The sequence below is a fragment of the Virgibacillus siamensis genome, assembly GCF_900162695.1.
Classification (GTDB): domain Bacteria; phylum Bacillota; class Bacilli; order Bacillales; family Amphibacillaceae; genus Lentibacillus; species Lentibacillus siamensis_A.
Map to the genome: position 1 here is coordinate 1,022,789 of NZ_FUIH01000007.1, position 18,503 is coordinate 1,041,291.

The 18,503-nt window shown below is 39.9% G+C and carries 17 protein-coding genes and 1 riboswitch; of the genes, 12 read left to right on the forward strand and 5 right to left on the reverse strand.

Annotation, left to right across the window (positions count from 1 at the left end):
* Window positions 1–223: 223 nt before the first annotated feature.
* Complete coding sequence (locus tag B1K71_RS08845) at window positions 224–2,200, forward strand: N-acetylmuramoyl-L-alanine amidase (protein WP_245799213.1); 1,977 nt, start codon at window positions 224–226, stop codon at window positions 2,198–2,200.
* Window positions 2,201–2,303: 103 nt separating this feature from the next.
* Here B1K71_RS08845 and B1K71_RS19895 read toward each other — a convergent pair whose 3' ends face one another.
* A complete protein-coding gene (locus tag B1K71_RS19895) occupies window positions 2,304–2,480 on the reverse strand; it encodes a hypothetical protein (protein ID WP_175631879.1) in 177 nt (58 codons plus the stop codon).
* Between the two features lie 243 nt (window positions 2,481–2,723).
* Here B1K71_RS19895 and B1K71_RS08850 point away from each other — a divergent pair, with 243 nt between their 5' ends.
* On the forward strand, window positions 2,724–3,290 hold the full coding sequence (locus tag B1K71_RS08850; RefSeq protein WP_077326064.1) for a DUF4256 domain-containing protein: 567 nt from the start codon (window positions 2,724–2,726) through the stop codon (window positions 3,288–3,290).
* A gap of 96 nt (window positions 3,291–3,386) precedes the next feature.
* Window positions 3,387–3,980, forward strand: a complete 594-nt coding sequence (locus B1K71_RS08855) for a YdeI/OmpD-associated family protein (protein ID WP_077326066.1) — start codon at window positions 3,387–3,389, stop codon at window positions 3,978–3,980.
* 149 nt (window positions 3,981–4,129) lie between these two features.
* On the opposite strand, the gene dapA is transcribed toward B1K71_RS08855, so the two are convergent.
* Window positions 4,130–5,014 (reverse strand): 4-hydroxy-tetrahydrodipicolinate synthase, encoded by an 885-nt coding sequence (gene dapA / locus B1K71_RS08860; RefSeq protein WP_077326068.1) that lies wholly within the window; start codon window positions 5,012–5,014, stop codon window positions 4,130–4,132.
* Window positions 5,015–5,225: 211 nt separating this feature from the next.
* Window positions 5,226–5,405, reverse strand: a riboswitch (Lysine riboswitch).
* A 759-nt stretch (window positions 5,406–6,164) separates the two neighbouring features.
* Here dapA and B1K71_RS08865 point away from each other — a divergent pair.
* Window positions 6,165–6,668 (forward strand): DinB family protein, encoded by a 504-nt coding sequence (locus tag B1K71_RS08865; RefSeq protein ID WP_245799214.1) that lies wholly within the window; start codon window positions 6,165–6,167, stop codon window positions 6,666–6,668.
* A 158-nt stretch (window positions 6,669–6,826) separates the two neighbouring features.
* Here the strand turns inward: B1K71_RS08865 and B1K71_RS08870 are convergent, their stop codons facing one another.
* Complete coding sequence (locus B1K71_RS08870; protein WP_077326071.1) at window positions 6,827–7,588, reverse strand: class I SAM-dependent methyltransferase; 762 nt, start codon at window positions 7,586–7,588, stop codon at window positions 6,827–6,829.
* A gap of 115 nt (window positions 7,589–7,703) precedes the next feature.
* Between B1K71_RS08870 and B1K71_RS08875 the strand changes: the two genes are divergently transcribed.
* The 3 genes from B1K71_RS08875 to B1K71_RS08885 all read left to right on the forward strand — a co-directional run bounded on the left by B1K71_RS08875 (window position 7,704) and on the right by B1K71_RS08885 (window position 9,945).
* Window positions 7,704–8,564 (forward strand): LysR family transcriptional regulator, encoded by an 861-nt coding sequence (locus B1K71_RS08875; protein ID WP_077326073.1) that lies wholly within the window; start codon window positions 7,704–7,706, stop codon window positions 8,562–8,564.
* A gap of 64 nt (window positions 8,565–8,628) precedes the next feature.
* On the forward strand, window positions 8,629–9,048 hold the full coding sequence (locus tag B1K71_RS08880; protein WP_077326075.1) for an organic hydroperoxide resistance protein: 420 nt from the start codon (window positions 8,629–8,631) through the stop codon (window positions 9,046–9,048).
* A 108-nt stretch (window positions 9,049–9,156) separates the two neighbouring features.
* The gene (locus tag B1K71_RS08885; protein WP_077326077.1) at window positions 9,157–9,945 is read left to right on the forward strand and encodes an aminoglycoside adenylyltransferase domain-containing protein; all 789 of its coding nucleotides are present in this window, start codon (window positions 9,157–9,159) and stop codon (window positions 9,943–9,945) included.
* A 41-nt stretch (window positions 9,946–9,986) separates the two neighbouring features.
* On the opposite strand, the gene B1K71_RS08890 is transcribed toward B1K71_RS08885, so the two are convergent.
* Together B1K71_RS08890 and B1K71_RS08895 are read right to left on the reverse strand one after the other, a co-directional pair.
* Window positions 9,987–11,225 (reverse strand): IS256 family transposase, encoded by a 1,239-nt coding sequence (locus B1K71_RS08890; RefSeq protein ID WP_077324861.1) that lies wholly within the window; start codon window positions 11,223–11,225, stop codon window positions 9,987–9,989.
* Between the two features lie 265 nt (window positions 11,226–11,490).
* Window positions 11,491–13,206, reverse strand: coding sequence for an Rqc2 family fibronectin-binding protein (locus B1K71_RS08895; RefSeq protein WP_077326078.1), 1,716 nt, complete (start codon window positions 13,204–13,206; stop codon window positions 11,491–11,493).
* A gap of 351 nt (window positions 13,207–13,557) precedes the next feature.
* Between B1K71_RS08895 and B1K71_RS08900 the strand changes: the two genes are divergently transcribed.
* The 5 genes from B1K71_RS08900 (at window position 13,558) to rpoZ (ending at window position 18,400) form a co-directional block, all read left to right on the forward strand.
* Window positions 13,558–16,212 carry a calcium-translocating P-type ATPase, SERCA-type gene (locus B1K71_RS08900; RefSeq protein ID WP_077326080.1) on the forward strand — a complete coding sequence of 885 codons (2,655 nt, stop codon included), beginning with the start codon at window positions 13,558–13,560 and terminating at the stop codon, window positions 16,210–16,212.
* Between the two features lie 47 nt (window positions 16,213–16,259).
* A complete protein-coding gene (locus tag B1K71_RS08905) occupies window positions 16,260–17,198 on the forward strand; it encodes a YicC/YloC family endoribonuclease (protein WP_077326082.1) in 939 nt (312 codons plus the stop codon).
* A gap of 105 nt (window positions 17,199–17,303) precedes the next feature.
* Entirely contained in the window at window positions 17,304–17,564 is a 261-nt protein-coding gene (gene remA / locus B1K71_RS08910) for an extracellular matrix/biofilm regulator RemA (RefSeq protein ID WP_077326084.1), read from the forward strand.
* A 15-nt stretch (window positions 17,565–17,579) separates the two neighbouring features.
* The gene (gmk, locus tag B1K71_RS08915) at window positions 17,580–18,200 is read left to right on the forward strand and encodes a guanylate kinase (protein WP_077326086.1); all 621 of its coding nucleotides are present in this window, start codon (window positions 17,580–17,582) and stop codon (window positions 18,198–18,200) included.
* Window positions 18,197–18,400: a DNA-directed RNA polymerase subunit omega gene (rpoZ, locus tag B1K71_RS08920; protein WP_077326088.1), complete on the forward strand. Its 204-nt coding sequence runs from the start codon at window positions 18,197–18,199 to the stop codon at window positions 18,398–18,400. Before gmk ends, rpoZ begins: the two co-directional genes overlap by 4 nt.
* Window positions 18,401–18,503: the final 103 nt, after the last annotated feature.

Sequence of the window (18,503 nt, forward strand, 5' to 3'; positions counted from 1 at the left end):
CATTTTATTAAAATGTGGCTTTTCCGGTTAGGGCATAAGCCTCATTTGTGTTTGTACCTAAAGGAAATTGAGAAAATTTGTAGAAATATTGCTTGAATCGTCAGCACTTAAAGAAGTTTGCAGAAAGAGAGAGGTGAAAAGAAAATGGATGGTTGATTTTCAGCGAAATATTGGGTGTGACGTTTGATCGGCATGCAACAAATCATACAAGGAGGGATTATGCATGGTCACAAATCGAAGCACGATTATATCAATTTTATTCTTTTTCTTGATAATGATAAACTTGCTGGCAGTGCCTTCAGGTGTATTCGCTAAAAAGGCGGATGCGTTCTCCATGAACAAGTCTAGCCCTGATGTGCTTCAAAAAGCCTTTAAGAAAGCATCCAAGAAGTTTGATGTGCCACAAGGTATACTCATGTCAGTTTCATATAACATGACACAATGGAATCATCACCGGGGAAAGCCGAGTACTTCCGGTGGTTACGGGGTTATGCATCTGACGCATGTCAATCAAATACCAGAGGTCAGTGCAAAGGGCGACGGTATGGAAAGGAAAAGCCGTTCTGTTGCACACGATCCCAAAATGCATACACTTGATCAAGCTGCGAAGCTGTTGGGAGTAAGCAAGAAAGCTCTAAAACGAAATCCCGTTCAAAATATTCGCGGAGGTGCAGCCCTGCTTGCAAAATATGCCCGACAAACTGTGGGCGAGACCCCAAATGATTTATCTGATTGGTATGGAGCAGTGGCTAAATACAGCGGTTCGGATTATAAAAATGTAGCAAAATCCTTTGCTGACCGTGTGTACGAGACCATTCAGGAAGGTGTGGAGCGCACCACCTTAACCGGGCAGCATGTTGTGTTAAAATCCGAAAAAGTGAAATCGAACAATCGTACGATTCAACCACTTAATCTTCGCAACCCAAGGAAAACAAACACTGATTGTCCAAACGGATTGGCGTGCAGGTTCATCCCAGCCCTTTACGAGCAATTTTCAAGCAGTCCTTATAATTACGGGAACTATGACCTTGCCAATCGTCCCGAAGACGGACTTGATATTAAATACATCATCATTCACGATATCGAAGGAACTTATATGGAGGGAATTAATACGTTTCTGTCCCAATCATATGTAAGTGCCCACTATGTACTCAGGTCAACAGACGGGCAGATTACGGAGATGGTAAGGCCTAAGGATATAGCCTGGCAAGCAGGAAACTGGTATGTCAATTATCATTCAATTGGTTTGGAACATGCGGGTGTCGCGGTTGAAGGTGCAGAATGGTATAGTGAGCCGATGTATCATGCTTCCGCGAGGCTTGTAAAATACCTTGCTGAGAGGTACGATGTCCCCCTTGACAGACAGCATATTATCGGCCATGACGAAGTTCCGGGGACAAGTGCAGAAGATCAGACCAACATGCATTGGGATCCGGGACCATATTGGAATTGGAAGCATTATTTCGAACTGCTTGGGAAGCCTGATCATCCACGTAAAAAACAGGGTAGCAGTAATGAAAATGCCATCGTTACGATTGCACCGAAATTCCATAAGAATAAACCTGTTTTGACGTATAGAGGAGAGCAATTGGAACCACAGTCGTCAAATTTTGTATATTTGCGAACTGCCCCAAGTTTTGATGCACCTTTGCTAGGCGATGCTGCTCTCCATCCGGACGGTATACCTGGTACAACATTAATTAATGATTGGGGCGACAAAGCAGTATTCGGCCGAAGCTATTACCGTGCAGACAGGGCGGGTGACTGGACTGCAATCTACTATGCAGGACAGAAAGCCTGGTTCCATAATCCACATGGGAAGAAAACCGTTCCTGATAGTGGAATGCTTATTACGCCGAAAGAAAGTCTGGAATCTATTCCGGTCTATGGAATGGCTCTTCCAGAAGACTCCGCATACGAAGGTACTGGTATTCCTCAATGGGCAAGGGGAACCATCAACAAGCTGCAATACAGGATTCCGGAAGGGCAAACTTACGTAGCCTCGGGTCCATTCAATGCCGATTATTATTATGCAAAATTATACAATCAGCCAGAGACCAATCAAGTTGTTGAAGGAGAAACTGAATACTATCAGATTTCCTTTAACCATCGTATCGCTTTTGTAAAGAAAAGCGATGTCAATGTCATCCGTCAATCCGGTGAAGATAATGATGGGAAAAAGGTCGATGACGACGAATAACGTTGTCCTATAAACAGACAAAAATACAGAACCCGACTTGGCCGTTTTTGGTGGCAAATCATCAAAAACGGCTTTTTCCAGTACGGTCCGCACAAGTTTTTTGTCATTGATAGTTTCTGAAAACTTCCTGAACTGATCTTTTCTGCCATTTAAATTCCCGGGCATAATTTTTAGCCATCCATTGGAGGAACTCTTTTTCGTTTATGGTTAATTTTCGATGGAGTTGATTTTCAAATTCATCGGCAAAATGTAAATATGCTGCTTTTGCAATATCGTTCATTTCCCTTAAACCGCCTTTTGTTATTATATTAGATGGTTACCCGTGAACGGTTGCAAACAAACGCAGTTAACGGAATATTCAATTTAAATTAAAGATATAAGGTTTATTTGAATTGGCTGGTTATACGAGGCGATGAATTTACTTAATCATTTCATTATTGTAAACTGAATTTAATACGTTCATATAATTTTTTAAAATTAAATCATGTTTACTTAACCTGGTAACAGTAAGGGGGAAATTTTGATGGCAGGCACGAAAATAGAATTGACAAAGGAACAACATCAGGAATTACTTGAAACATTGAAAGCCCGTTTTGAAAAAAACATGAATCGGCATAAAGGTCTTGAATGGGATCCAATCCAAACAAGGCTTGAAAGGAATACTGAAAAACTTTGGTCACTCCATGCAATGGAAAAAACCGGTGGTGAACCGGATATTGTGGCCTACGATGAAAAGAAGGACGAATACATTTTTACTGATTGTTCGAAGGAAAGTCCAAAAGGTCGCAGAAGTGTTTGCTATGACCGTGAAGCACTGGAATCAAGGAAAAAACATAAGCCTGAAAATAATGCCATTGATATGGCAGCTGAGATGGGCATTGAACTGCTAACGGAAGAAGCGTATCGGGCATTACAGGAACTCGGAAATTTCGATATGAAAACGTCAAGCTGGGTGCAAACTCCTGCTGATATTAGAGAACTTGGCGGAGCTCTTTTTTGCGATTATCGCTATGAGCATGTTTTTGTTTACCACAATGGTGCATCAAGCTATTATGCCGCCAGAGGGTTTCGTGGCTCGCTGAGGATTTGAACAATAACTCCGCAACAAACTGCCGTAAACATGGGGTAGAGGCAGGAAATTTCTGCAGTCTATTTTATTAAAGATTGAAAAGGGGGGTGTCCCTTGATGACAACGATGAATCCTAAGGTTGAAGCGTACTTAAATAAAGCTGAAAAGTGGAAAGAAGAATACGTGACATTGAGAAATATCGTTCTTGATAGTGACAGTGAACTGGATGAGGAATTTAAGTGGAAGCATCCATGTTACACGGTTGAAAACAAAAATGTAGTTTTAATACATGGTTTTAAGGAATATTGTGCGTTTCTGTTTCCAAAAGGAGCCCTGTTAAAGGATAAACATGGAATACTAATCCAACAAACTGAAAATGTACAGGCTGCCCGTCAAATTCGATTTACCAATGTCAACGAGATAGTCGAAATGGAAACGATTTTGAAAGCATATATTCATGAAGCTGTTGAAGTGGAAAAGGCCGGATTAAAAGTGAAATCAAAAGCGCCTGCAGAATTCCATATTCCTGAAGAATTTCAACGTAAATTAGATGAAAACCCAGACTTGAAAACTGCTTTTGAGGAATTAACGCCAGGGAGACAAAGGGCATATATTCTTTACTTTTCCAAGGCTAAACAATCCAAAACCCGCGAGCGGAGGGTTGAAAATTATATGCAGCAGATCCTCGCCGGGAAAGGACTAAATGATTAATGCCAGTGTTCCAACAGTTCTTTCTATTATTATTAAACGGGACATTTCCTCATTCTAAAAACGACAGTGGAAAGGATAGTATATTCTTCTTTTCCACTGTCATTTTATGTTCTATGTTTCACCTCATCAGGCAGATAATTTAGGAGTGTTTAACTTGCTTTATCTATATTTAACTTTAAAATTTGCTGTAATTGAATTTTTTCATCATCATTCAACGGGATCATTGGTAAGCGGACACTGCCAACATTGATTCCTTTCATATTTAGTGCTTCCTTAACCGGTGAAGGGCTTGGTTGAGCAAATAGAGCCTTCATAATCGGAAGTAAAGTCCGATGGATACCGGCAGCTTCCTGAACATTTCCGTTATTAAAGTGTTGTACCATTCGTTGCATTTCATTACCGGTGATATGTGAAGCGACAGAAATAACTCCAGCTCCGCCAATTGAAAGAACCGGTAAAGCTAATCCGTCATCACCGCTGTATAATGTAAAATCATTCGGTGTTTTGCTGATAATTTCTGCCATGGCATCCAGATCCCCGCTGGCTTCTTTTACAGAAACAATATTATTAACCTTTGAAAGACGAATAATAGTCTCTGCCGACATATTGACGGCACTTCGCCCTGGTATATTATATAGCATAACGGGTAAAGAAGTTGAATCTGCGATAGCCTTAAAGTGCTGAAACAACCCTTCTTGCGATGGTTTGTTATAGTAAGGTGCTGCAAGCATGATTCCATCCACACCAGTTTGTTCCACTTGTCTTGTTAATTTTATGGAAGCCTGTGTGTTATTAGACCCGGTTCCAGCTATGATTGGAACTCTTCCATCTGCAGCTTCTGTAACACATCTGAATAAATTAATTTTCTCATCTGTTGTTAATGTTGGACTTTCTCCGGTGGTTCCGGCAACAACTAATCCATCTGAACCATTAGTAATCAAATAATTTACTAATGATTGGGCAGCATTAAAATCAACTTCTCCATTTTGATCAAATGGGGTAACCATTGCTGTTAATACTTGGCCAAAATTCATCACTTCACATCCCTTTAATTATTTTAGCGAATAAGAAAGTGTAAAAAACTTTCTCACTGCTACGTGCAACTATGGTTTTCGCCTATTAAGTCCGGGCGCTATACCAAGCTGGCTAAGAATGGAGGTGGTCAGGGCCTTCTGGTAAACGCAAAAAAGCAACAACGAGGGCATCGCTGTTGCAGTAGAAACAATTGTATAAAAAAGTGTTTCTGTGCGTGATAGCCCACCATATAGTCTCCTACATGACAGTCCCGTATTTATTCAATACAGTCCCAGCCTCAAGAACATGAGATTCTTTTAAGCTTCGGCAAATTCCCCTTTCCACAATCATCTCCGGACCTCATCATCCTCTTATTGTGTACTGATGGTTTTTGCGCCCTCTACCTCACTTCAATGATATTGAAATAAGAATTATTTAATTAGATACAATATATCAGATATTCGTTTTCGTTACAAGATAATGGAATTAAAATTTTGGATTATAGTTCTTTATCTAGTCCAAATTCTTCTGAAGTTAATATTACTTATTTATCGGTATAAAACACTTTTTCCTGCCATCGCTGATATCCGTATATGAAAAGTGAAATGGATATAGCTATAATAAACCACTGCCAATATTCAAGATTTTTAAAGGTTGCAATTCCTAATGCCTCTACAATCCAACGAAGACCAATGAATGAAAATAATGCATTTACTACTAAATTTGTGACCAGGTATATCCAAAAGTTATGTGATGTTAGATAAAATATCCATAATGTGCCGACTGCAAAAACTCCGTAAGCGAAGGCAGTATCCGTAATATATCCTCATGGCAGGATATAATGATGAATGGTCCACCATTCGTATGTATAAGCAATTTCAAAAATAATGGTCAATATGAAACAGCACAAAACTGTCACAGGCATATATCGCTTTATATCGTTTTTATTAATAAACACTAATGAAACCCGGGGAACTATTAGCCCTGCCCACAATAATATCTGCATACCGTTAACCTCAATTCACTTAACATTTCTAGGCTATAGATTTCTCAAATATTCGTTATATATACAAAATGCATAGGGGATGAATGATTGAATGCTGAAACAAAAAAGGAATTGTCCATTTTTTGCCGAATTTATAATATATTAACTTATAGAGGATGGATAATGTGTATACAAAAGAGGATCTGATTCACGATTTTGAAGAACTTATTCCCTGGATGGAAAAACCCAAAAAACATAATGGACAACTGTTTTTTAAACCAATAGCTGTAGGGAAATGGACAGCAGCAGAAATTTTTGCCCATATTATTTACTGGGACAATTACATGATGGAAGTAACTATTCCAAAGATGACTCAGGGGGCAGAAGTGGAAAGCATAGGATTTCAAGAGCTGAATGACAAAGCCTCTGTTTATGCTTTGTCGGGAATTTCCGCCGATCAGTTAATTGATGAGCTAATTTTGGGCAGAAAAGAATTGATAGCTGTTTTAAGAAAAAAAACGGTGGAACAATTTTTTGCCGAATATAAATTGAATGGTGAGAAAATCGATATTTATTCCGGTTACCCTCACACATTGTTCAACTATATCAGTGCTTTTGTCTGGCACGATCATCATCATAAACAGCAGGTCATTGATTTTTTGGACAAAAACGTAAAACAGCATCAATGATTAAAGAGACAAATAACGCCGGGACATCTTGAACCATGTAAATCAATAAATAAGCAATGCATACTTCAGCGGGGTAAAATGAACATCCCCGCTGAAGAATCCCCGAAACACGCCGAAAAAAACCGCACGTTGTTGGATAAACATTCTTGTCGCCTGATTTATTTTTTCGCCAAAATCATCCACTCGTCAATTGCAAAAGATTTAATTTTGTTCTTCTCCGTTTCTATTTGAAAATATTCTTGAATATCATCAGATGCGTTTAAAAGAAATTCTTCCACGCCTTTTATTTCGTTCACATCATCCAATGTACGATGAACCCACTCCTGAAATGGCAAAGTTTTCTTTCTGAACTTTTCATGATTGATTTTTAAATGATATTTGTTCAGGAGACTCTTCCATTCGGTAATTGTCCGTGATCGAACGTGGCTGTAATCCCGCATTTTTTCCAGCGAATTGACAAATGTATCAAAGGTGGATGATTCGGGTGCAATATTATCAATAAACAAAAATTGACCACCCTGTTTCAATACACGGAACACTTCAGAAATGAACAAATCCGGGTTAGGAAAATGATGTGCAGCAATTCTGCATGTGACAATATCAAATGAATTGTCTTCCATTGGCAGATTCTCGGCGTCAGCAATTTCAAAATCGATGTTTGTACAGGTATGAAGATGTTTTGCGGTGTTTGCCAGCATCGCTTCTGTAATGTCAGTAGCAACCACTTGTTTCACATGAGGAGCAAGTTGCTTGGCGACATGGCCTCCGCCGGTTGCAATGTCGAGCATGGACATCGAAGCTTCAGGTTTTAACCAATCAATCATTAATGATAAATCGTCTCCCGTGGAATGAGTTGAACTTGTAACATATGCATCACTGTTTTTGGAAAATACGTGTTTTACATTATCCTTCTCACGCATCGTATCATCTCCCGATTAAAAGATACTTCTATCATATCGAAGTACATGCAATAAATATAATATTCGTTTATAATCAAAAGTAATAATAAAAAATTATCAAAAGAGGCGTTTTACCATGAAAATAGAGGATTACGAGCTGTTGCTGAAGTTGAATGAAGTAGGTACCATCAGGGGGACAGCCAAAATAATTTTAATTTCACAGCCAGCTGTTACCCAGCGGTTAAAATATATTGAGGAATATTTCGGGGAAATGATTTTTATTCGGACATCCAAACGCTTGATGCCAACTCCTGCAGGCGAGATGATATTAAATCATGCGAAAGAAGTGATTGTCCGGGAGGAAAATATTAAAAATTCGCTTTCACAATCCAGTGATGATGTGCAGGGTACGCTCTCTATTGCTTGTTCAACGCTTGTCAGTCAACGTTTTTTGCCATCTATTTTGTCCGAGTATACCAAGAAATTTCCTAAAGTGGCGATCGATCTTGTGACAGGGATCAGTGAGGATATTAAAAAGGGGCATAAAAAGTATCATGTGTCAATCATCCGTGGTGAAAAGTTAAAAGAGACCGTCAGTGAACGGCTCTTTGATGATCCGCTATATATTTTTGATACGGAACCATTTCCGAATGATAAACTTAAGGAACGCCCGCTGATTTCGTTTAAAAGTGATGACAGCATGCACGAATTGGTCGACAATTGGCTTTATTACCATCAAAATCAGCTGAAACCGGTCAAAAATATCCGGGTGGACCAGATTGAAACGTGTAAACAGTTTATGAAAGAGGGGCTGGGTATGGCGGTTTTGCCGAAAAGTGTCTCTGATTCAATGATGGACGAATATCCGCATATTTCGCTTGAGCTTGATGGTAACCCGGTAACAAGGGACACGTGGGTATGCTATCAGGATGGTGTTCGGAATTTGCCACAGGTGGACCAGTTTATTAAAGCGCTGCTTGATGAAAAATTCCTGTAATGTTTATTTTTAGTTATGAAAGGAACACTCTTTATAGAAACAGACTTAAAAGGAGTGTTTATAAATGAGCGAAGTAATTTTTACATCAAGTGCAACGGCAAAAAATGGAAGGGATGGACATGTTAAGTCCGATGATGGGTTAATTGATTTAAAATTGGTAAACCCGGCCAATAATAAAGAGGATAAAGGTTCCAATCCCGAGCAACTATTTGCGGCAGCATATGCTTCCTGCTTTGACGGTGCATTGAACTTGGTTGCATCGAAGCAAAAGAAAGAGATTGACTCTGAAACAACAGCAGAAGTAAGTTTTTGCAAGGATACGAAGGACAATGGTTTTAAGATTGCAGCCACATTGAATATTACGATTGAAGGGGTTAGTCAGGATGATGCTGAAAAACTGGCTGAAGATGCACACCAGGCGTGTCCCTATTCCAAAGCGACACGTGGAAATATTGATGTGAAATTGAACGCTAAGGCTGTATAATGAAAAGACTGCGAGATTGGGGGTACTGATTGGAAACAATTGGTGCCCTGATTTTTTCGGCATTTCCAATACAATTTGTTATTTGATAAAGCCAGCGGGGGATATGGAATGGTATATAATTGGGAAACCTGTAATACTACAACAACGGATTTTGTTAACTTTTTGTTGTTTGAAACAAAGGAAATATTACGGAAGAATTTTATCGGCTTCTACATACATGGGTCATTGGCAATGGGCGGCTTTAACCCGTCAAATAGTGATATTGATCTTCTGGTTGTAACGAAGCATCCAATTGACACTGAAATGAAGAAACAGCTTAAACGGTTGTTTTTGAAGTGTTCCGGAAACCCTTATCCGATTGAAATAAGTTTTTTGGTCAAGAACCATCTAATTAATTGGCAGCATCCATGTCCGTTTGATTTCCACTTCAGTGAGTATTGGCGAAATACTTTTGAATCTGAGGGGTTCAATCATTTAGGAAATGGATTGACTCGAAACGACCCGGATTTGGCAGCACATATTACGATTACCAATCAGCGCGGAATCTGCGTGGATGGTGAGCCTATATGCGAGGTTTTTCCTGTTGTTCCGGATCGGGACTATATTTCCTCCATAATGAATGATTATGAGGATTGTCTGGAGAATTTGCGGAAGGATCCAATATATTGTCTGTTCAATCTTATCCGGGTTTATTGGTATTTAAAAGACGGGGTAATTTCGTCAAAATTGGAAGCAGGCAGATGGGCACAGGAGTTTTTTCCGGAAGAGCTCCAGTATACACTGGGGAAATTGATGGGCAGTTATACGCAGCAAGGTACCTTTCTTTTTAATCAAAACGAACTAATATTATTGAAAGATTATATTGATGGAAACGTGAAAAAATTATTGGAATCATGAAGAAGCTGGGGGTTTGTCAAATAAAGTGTGTAAGTTAATTATTACTCAAGATATTTGGAGACCCTGTCTTTGAAATGATCATGCACAAGAAGCTGATTCATCACCATAGCCCAGTTTTGGATGTGTCCACCATCCCATTTTTTCTCTAATTCCTGGATTCGCAAAAACAATAGCTTTAACAGGGCATTCTCGTTGGGGAATGCTCCTTTTTTGGTTACTTTGCGAAAACTGGAGTGGATGCTTTCTACGGCGTTTGTCGTATACATGACTTTACGTATGGCACTGCCGTAATCATAAAGCTGTTCGACATGATTAAAGTTTCGTTTCCAAACATCAATCGCTCCCGGATAGGCAGCCCATTGTTGCTTAAAGGATTCAAAGGCACTGTGACAAGCTTTTAAACTTGGTGCACCATATACCTTTCTTAATGCTTGAGTAAATGGCTTATAATCCTTGCTTGGAACGTATTTCACGGAATTGCGAATCAGATGGACCATGCAGCGTTGAACGACAACGTTCGGAAAAATGGCTTGCGCCCCTTCCTCCAATCCACTAACACCATCCATGGAAATAAAGAAAATGTCTTCCACTCCTCTGGCTTTGATTTCATCAAAAATCTGCATCCACTTATGCTTGCTTTCTGTTTCATTCAACCATAATCCAAGTATTTCTTTTGTCCCTTCCATGGTGTAACCAAGAATCGTATAAACGGCATATTTCTTCGTTTCATACTGGTTTCGAATGGTCGTATACATGCAGTCCACAAATACGAAGGCATAACAGTTACTTAAAGGTCTGGCCTGCCATTCTTCTAAATCAGGCAATACATTGTCTGTAATATCCGAAACCATGTCATGAGAAACCGAAAATCCATAGATATCTTCAATCGTGGAGGAGATATCACGTTGGGACATTCCACGGGCATACATGGCTATCACCTTGTCCTCAATGGCAGAAACATCCTTTTTCCGTTTAGGGATAAGTTTTGGATCAAAAGATCCATCACGATCCCGTGGAACTTGAATATCCAGTTCGCCTGAACTGGTATGGATGTTTTTCTTTCCGTATCCATTCCGCCTGTTTTCCGTGTCCTTTTCAGCTTTATCATTCGATTCATACCCCAGGTGATGATTCATCTCTCCTTTTAACATGGACTCAAACATAGGTCCAAATATATCTTTCAGGGCGTCTTGCATATCTTCAACGGACTTTGGCTGGTATTCTTCAATAATCTTGTTCGCTAATTCTTCGGAGTAAGGATTTCTTTTCGGCTTTGCCATAAAAATCACTCCTCTTATCTAGTAATTCTATTCTACCAAATAAAAAAACTGTGTGAGTAAGAACCGTACGCATTCTTACTTACACAGTTAATATTACACTCCCGAAGCTGGGATATATTATACCGTGTGATTCAAAAGACGAACGATTAGGAAACAGTCGTAGTATATTTCCGGAGCGGTTGTTATCCGCCCCATTTCCCAATAGGTTGTTCGAATTTTACAATGGATAAACACTTTGTCCCAGCCTCTAGTATGTGTATAGTTTTTATTTTGTTTCGGATTCCTTCAATTTTGCTGTAACATGTTTATCCGGTGTTACAAATAACGTTTTCTGATTGTCATATGTCACAAATCCAGGTTTTGCCCCATTTGGCTTTTTGACATGACGTATCTTTGTGTAATCCACCGGAACAGATGAGGACTGTTGTGATTTACTGAAATATGCAGCAAGCTGTGCCGCTTCCACTAACGTTTCTTCGCTTGGTTCTTTGGCGCGGATGATAACGTGTGATCCGGGAATATCCTTCGTATGAAGCCAGATATCATCACGGTGCGCGAGTTTCATCGTCACATATTCATTTTGTTTGTTGTTTTTACCAACGAGTATCGGTGTACCGTCTGAAGCGGTATACTTTTCCGGCACCGGCTTAGACGGTTTCTTTTTATTTTTCCCTTGCTTCTGTTTCTTCAGGTAGCCTTCATCACGTAATTCTTCCCTGATTTCATCAATGTCAGCTTCTCGTGCACTGTCAATTTGCTGAAGGAGCTGGTCCAGATAGTCTATTTCATGATTTGCCTTTTTAATCTCCGCTTTTACCATACGCTTGGATGTCTTTAGTTTTTGATAGGTTTTAAAAAAACCTTGCGCATTTTCACTTGGTGTTTTGTTTGGATTAAGCTCAATTGTGATTTCATTTTGTTCAGGATCGTAGTAATCAATTACCTGAACATTCTCATCCCCTTGTTTCACCAGGTGCATGTTTGCAGTAAGTAATTCCCCAAGATGCTGATATTTTTCTGCTCCTGCTGCTTTTTTTAAAGTTTTTTCATGTTTCTTCAGCTTTCGTTCGTTCTTATCTTTTTCATTTTTTATAAATTGAGACAGGTCCTTCGCTTGTTGTTTCACACGATCCCGTTCGGCTTTTCCGGAATAAAATGCATCAAGCATGTCATTGACAGTATCATAATCTGTTTTGGAAACCTCTAAAAATGTAATTGGCAAAACGTGAAAGTCTTCTTTCCTGAACTGATAGATGGCTGGTGTATACTTATTTTCACGGATTGATTGCTGAATGGTCTCAAAGACATTTTTGTAGACATCCTGGGATCCAAGGTTAGCACGATGCACGAATTCTTTCGCAATCATCGGTGAAAAGCCTGTCAGTGTTCCGACAATTTGACTGTCTATTTTTCCCGCATTGAAATCAAGTTTTTTGATAAAAGAAGTCCCGTCAATATCCAATAGATTTAATTTGTTCTGACTGGGTGGAAGTTTATATTCCTGTCCCGGCAAAATTGTACGATACCGGTTCTGAGAAACAGGGACATGTTTCAGGCTGTCCAGGATGTGCCCTTTGTCAGCGTCAATTAGCATAAAATTACTATGTTTTCCCATTAGTTCCAGCACCAGTGTTTTATTAGATATATCGCCAAGTTCGTTTCTTGCTTTGATATGAAACGTGACTAACCTTTCCATGTCGTACTGTTCAATAGACTCAATGATTGCCCCCGATAAATTTTTGCGGAGGAGCATACAGAACATAGGTGGTTCTTTTGGATTTCTGTACGTATCATCTGTTAAATGCAAACGTGCATATACAGGATGAATGGAAAGCAGCAATGTGTGATTTTTCCCTTGGCTACGTATTGTGAAAACCAGTTCAGATGATGTCGGCTGGTATATTTTTGTGATTTTCCCCGGTATAATTTTTGAATTTAATTCATGGGTTACTGCCCGTGTAACAATTCCATCGAATGGCATATGATCACCTCAAAATTTCACCTTATATTTAATAGTTATATTGCGATGTTTCGTAATGTATTTGTTATTGGACTCAAAAATTTGTCCCTTACGTGGCTGGAATCAACATTGGAAGGCATATATCAACTTCCAGATGAAAATATCACCCTTGAAAGAAATATATTTGCCTTCAAATAGATATATGGTTTGTCCAAACAATATACTGCTTTATGAACCAACAGGTGGTCGGCTGTGTAAAACCTTTGCCACTACATTTCTATCAATTATAGCATTATTTGGGACGGGTCTGCATAGATATCGTTAAAGAGAAATTTGATTTCGATCGTATCAGGAGATATGGAGGAATGTGCGATGAATTGGTATCAATTGGATGCAGAAACGGTTGAACAAAAACTACATGTTACTGCCGGGTCAGGGCTAAAGGAGAGGCAGGTGGACAAGCGCCGGAAAGAATTCGGAGAAAATAAATTGCAATCTGAGAAAAAAATTTCCCGCTGGCTTATTTTTCTGAAGCAGTTCCAGGATTTTATGGTGCTTGTCTTGCTTGCGGCAACATTAATTGCAGGGGTTTTGGAAGAATTTGTGGATGCAATAGCAATTATGGTAATTGTACTGGTTAATGGCTTCCTTGGCTATTTTCAAGAACAAAAAGCTGAAAAATCGCTTGCCAAACTGAAGGAAATGTCAGCACCGGTAGCGAATGTCATGCGTGATGGCAATTGGGCAAAAGTCCCTTCCAACGAGGTTGTTGTGGGTGATGTGGTCCGCATCAATAGTGGAGATCGGATTCCTGCTGATATACGAATTATGAAGTCCAATAGTATGGAAACAGATGAAGCGGCATTAACCGGCGAATCACTTCCGGTTATGAAACATGCATCGGCAATCCGAAAAGATGGACTTGATGCGCAAGACCAGATTAATATGGGATTTATGGGAACCTTGGTGACACGTGGATCCGGAATTGGGATTGTAGTAGGGACAGGAATGAATACGGTAATGGGGCAGATTGCATCCTTAATGACAAACACGACCAAAACAATAACCCCATTGGAACGAAAATTAACTGAACTCGGGAAAATTCTTATTTTCATGGCATTGATTTTGACAGCATTAGTCGTTGTAGTGGGTGTGTACCAGGGACATCCTGTTTATAATATGTTTCTTGCAGGTGTTTCATTGGCGGTGGCTGCCATACCGGAAGGACTCCCAGCCATTGTAACAGTGGCGCTCTCACTTGGTGTCCAGCGGATGATTAGGAAAAAAGCGATTGTCCGTAAGCTGTCTGCGGTGGAGACATTAGGCTGTGCATCGGTTATATGTTCCGATAAGACGGGGACACTGACGGAGAATCAAATGACGGTCAAAGAGTTATTTTTGAATGGAAAACATCTTTATGTAACTGGTGATGGATACTCGGTTCAGGGTGACTATTTTCTAAATGATCGAAAAGTAGATAGGGAATTTCCGAATCTGAATGCCATGTTATTATATGGAATGCTCTGTAACAACGCAGCACTGCAAATGAAAAAAGGAAAATATCAGGTGGATGGGGATCCGACAGATGGTGCTTTGTTAGTGGCAGCCAGAAAATTCGGGTTAACCCATGTACTTAAAGATCAATATAAAATTGTTAAGGAGTTTCCATTTGATTCGACCCGAAAACGAATGAGCATGATTATCGAAGACGAAAACAAAATGCGTTTTCTAATCACAAAAGGGGCACCGGAAGTGCTTCTGCCAAGGTCAGATTTTTACTTGAATAATGACGGACGGCAACTGATCCGGTCAACTGATAAACAAACAATTGAAAAGGCAGTCGACGGAATGGCACAAAAAGCGTTGCGGACAATTGCCATTGGGATGAAGCCGTTATCTGGTGTGGATGAGGAAAATACTTCAGTACTGGAGAATGGGTTAACGTTTGTAGGGTTGTATGGCATGATGGATCCGCCGCGGAAGGAAGTGAAAGCAGCAATTAATGAGTGCCGGGAAGCCGGTATAAAGACAGTAATGATTACTGGTGATCATGAAAAAACAGCACGCGCGATTGCTGAGAATCTGAATATTCTTCCTGAAGGTGCTATGGTGCTGAATGGCTACCAGTTAAATCAAATGTCTGTTTCGGATCTTCGGGAAGTAATAGAAGATGTTGCGGTATTTGCAAGGGTAACACCTGAGCATAAATTGAAGATAGTTGAAGCTTTTCAGGAAAATGGACATGTTGCGGCAATGACAGGTGATGGTGTGAATGATGCGCCTGCAATTAAAGCAAGCGACATCGGCATCAGTATGGGAAGAACCGGGACTGATGTGACGAAAGAAGCTTCCTCTTTAATATTAATGGATGATAATTTTACAACGATTAAGGATGCAATTACTGAGGGAAGAAATATTTATGAAAATATCCGGAAATTTATCCGCTATCTTCTGGCATCGAATGTCGGGGAAATTCTGGTGATGCTTTTTGCGATGTTGCTTGCGCTGCCGCTTCCGCTGGTGCCGGTTCAGATTCTTTGGGTTAATCTTGTAACCGATGGACTTCCGGCAATGGCATTAGGACTGGATCAGTCAGAAGATGATGTCATGAAGCAGGGACCGAGAAACCCGAGGGAAGGAATTTTTTCGAGGGGACTTGGATTTAAAATTGTCAGCAGGGGTATTTTGATTGGAATTATCACGCTCGCAGCATTCATGTTGTCCTATGACGGAACAGAACAAACACTGGAATATGGTCAGACAATTGCTTTTTCCACGCTGGTAATGGCACAGCTTATTCATGTATTTGACTGCCGCAGTGAAAAATCAGTTTTTGCCAGAAACCCATTCCAGAATATCTATCTTGTACTGGCAGTTTTGTCATCATTGATCCTCTTGCTAGGAGTGATTTATTGGGAACCGCTGCAGCCAATTTTCCATACAACGTTCCTTGGGATTAAAGACTGGCTGTTGATACTGGTGCTCAGTTCACTGCCAACTATTTTGTTTGGGTTTACGAAAAAGTAATAAGGCATTGGAAAAACCCTTCTTCCGGAAAAAGAAGGGTTTTTCTAATGCCTAAATCTTGCTATAATAGTATAGTCAATTACTTGCTTACGGATGTGATCGGAATGGTTAGAAGTATGACCGGGTATGGAAGTGATGTTATACATAGCAGTGATACGGCAGTCACGATTGAAGTTCGGGGTGTGAACCATCGATTTCTGGATATTGCCGTTAAAATGCCCCGTTCACTTTTATTTCTGGAGGACAAAATTAAAAAAGTTGTTCAATCCTATTTTCAACGTGGTCATTTGGACGTATTCATCAATATTGATGGCGACGGTATGGTTGAAAAACAATTAAACACAGATTGGGATTTATTGGCACAGTACATGGATCATTTTAATAAGGCAAAGGAATTGTATGATTTGGAAGGGGGAATTCCTGCATCCGTTATGACAGCTATTCCTGACTTAATGACAGTTCGGGAAAAAGGGATACAGTCAGATGAGTTATCAGATGCTATCCTGACCGGGTTACACCGTGCATGTGATAACATGCGGAACATGAGTTTAAGTGAGGGAGAGTTCCTTTATCATGATCTGTATGAACGGATTCAGGAAATTGGGAAGACGGTGCACCAGCTGCAATCAATCAGGGATTCCGTAACTGTTGAATACCGGGAACGAATTGCGAAGCGGATTAAGGAATATACCGGAGGCAATTCAGCAGTAGATCAGTCTCGCATGCACCAGGAAATCGCATTGCTGGCTGAAAAAGGGGATATTGCAGAGGAGATTACAAGGCTGCTTAGCCACGTCCGCCATTTTCTTGAGATAATCAGGCAGGATGATGCTATTGGACGGAAGCTTGATTTTATTATTCAGGAAATGCTCCGGGAAGCCAACACGATAGGTTCCAAATCATCTGATTCCCAAATAGGTGAACGAATAGTAACATTGAAAAGCAATATTGAAAAAATTAAAGAACAAGTGCAAAATATAGAGTAATCATTTGTATTTTACAATCCATTATACTTATAATAGTCGTATTAAATTATAATGATCTCTATTAAGCAAAACGCAAACAAGATAGACAAAAGAGGGGGAGCCAATTTGAGTTTACGATTAATAAATATAGGTTTTGGAAATGTAGTTTCGGCCAATCGGGTTATTTCAATCGTCTCGCCGGAATCAGCACCGATTAAACGGATTATTACAGTTGCGCGGGATAATAACAAGCTCGTGGATGCAACGTATGGGCGGCGTACGAGGGCCGTCATTATTACAGATAGTGACCATGTTGTTTTGTCGGCAGTACAGCCTGAAACAGTTGGACAACGTGTGTTAAGTCATGAGGAAATTTCAGACGAATAAGTAGGAGGAACTGTTTTGATTGATGAAAAGGGAATTTTATTTATTCTCTCTGGACCATCCGGTGTCGGTAAAGGAACGGTCAGAAGAGAACTTTTTGAACAGGAAACTGACCTTCGATATTCCATATCGATGACAACGCGGGAGAAACGCCGCGGTGAACAGGATGGTGTTGATTATTTCTATAAGACCAGGGAAGAATTTGAAAGCCTGATTGAGCAGAACGAGCTTTTGGAATATGCTCAATTTGTCAATAATTATTATGGAACCCCACGCAGATATGTGGAGGATACTTTGGCTGCCGGACACGATGTTTTCCTTGAAATTGAAGTACAGGGAGCATTGCAGGTGAAAGAAAACTTTCCTGAAGGTGTTTTTATTTTTCTTTTTCCCCCAAGTCTTGAAGAATTGAAAAATCGAATTGTCAACAGGGGTACGGAGTCGCAGGAATTGGTCCTGAAGCGCCTGAGAGAAGCCCGGAATGAAATTGAAATGATGGATGCATATGATTATGTGGTTGTTAATGATCATGTGAAACATGCTGTGACGAAAGTAAAATCAATCATACAGAGCGAGCATTGTAAGCGTGACCGGATTGCCAAACAATATAAAAGGTTATTGGAGGATGAATTATCATGATGTTGGAGCCGTCAATTGATGAATTATTGGAAAAAATTAATTCCAAGTATACGCTGGTAACATTATCAGCAAGGCGTGCCCGTCAAATACGTGAGACGAATGAAACACTGGTTGAAAACACAAAATCTCATAAGTATGTTGGCAAGGCACTGGAAGAAGTGATCGCTGAGAAATTAGATGTAAAAAAAGATATGGAATAACGTTTGGACCCTCGCTGCTGTATTAATTGCGAGGGTTTTATTTAGCGGAACAAGATCATAACGACGGATAATATGATAAGGTCTATGAACAGGCTGCATTTTG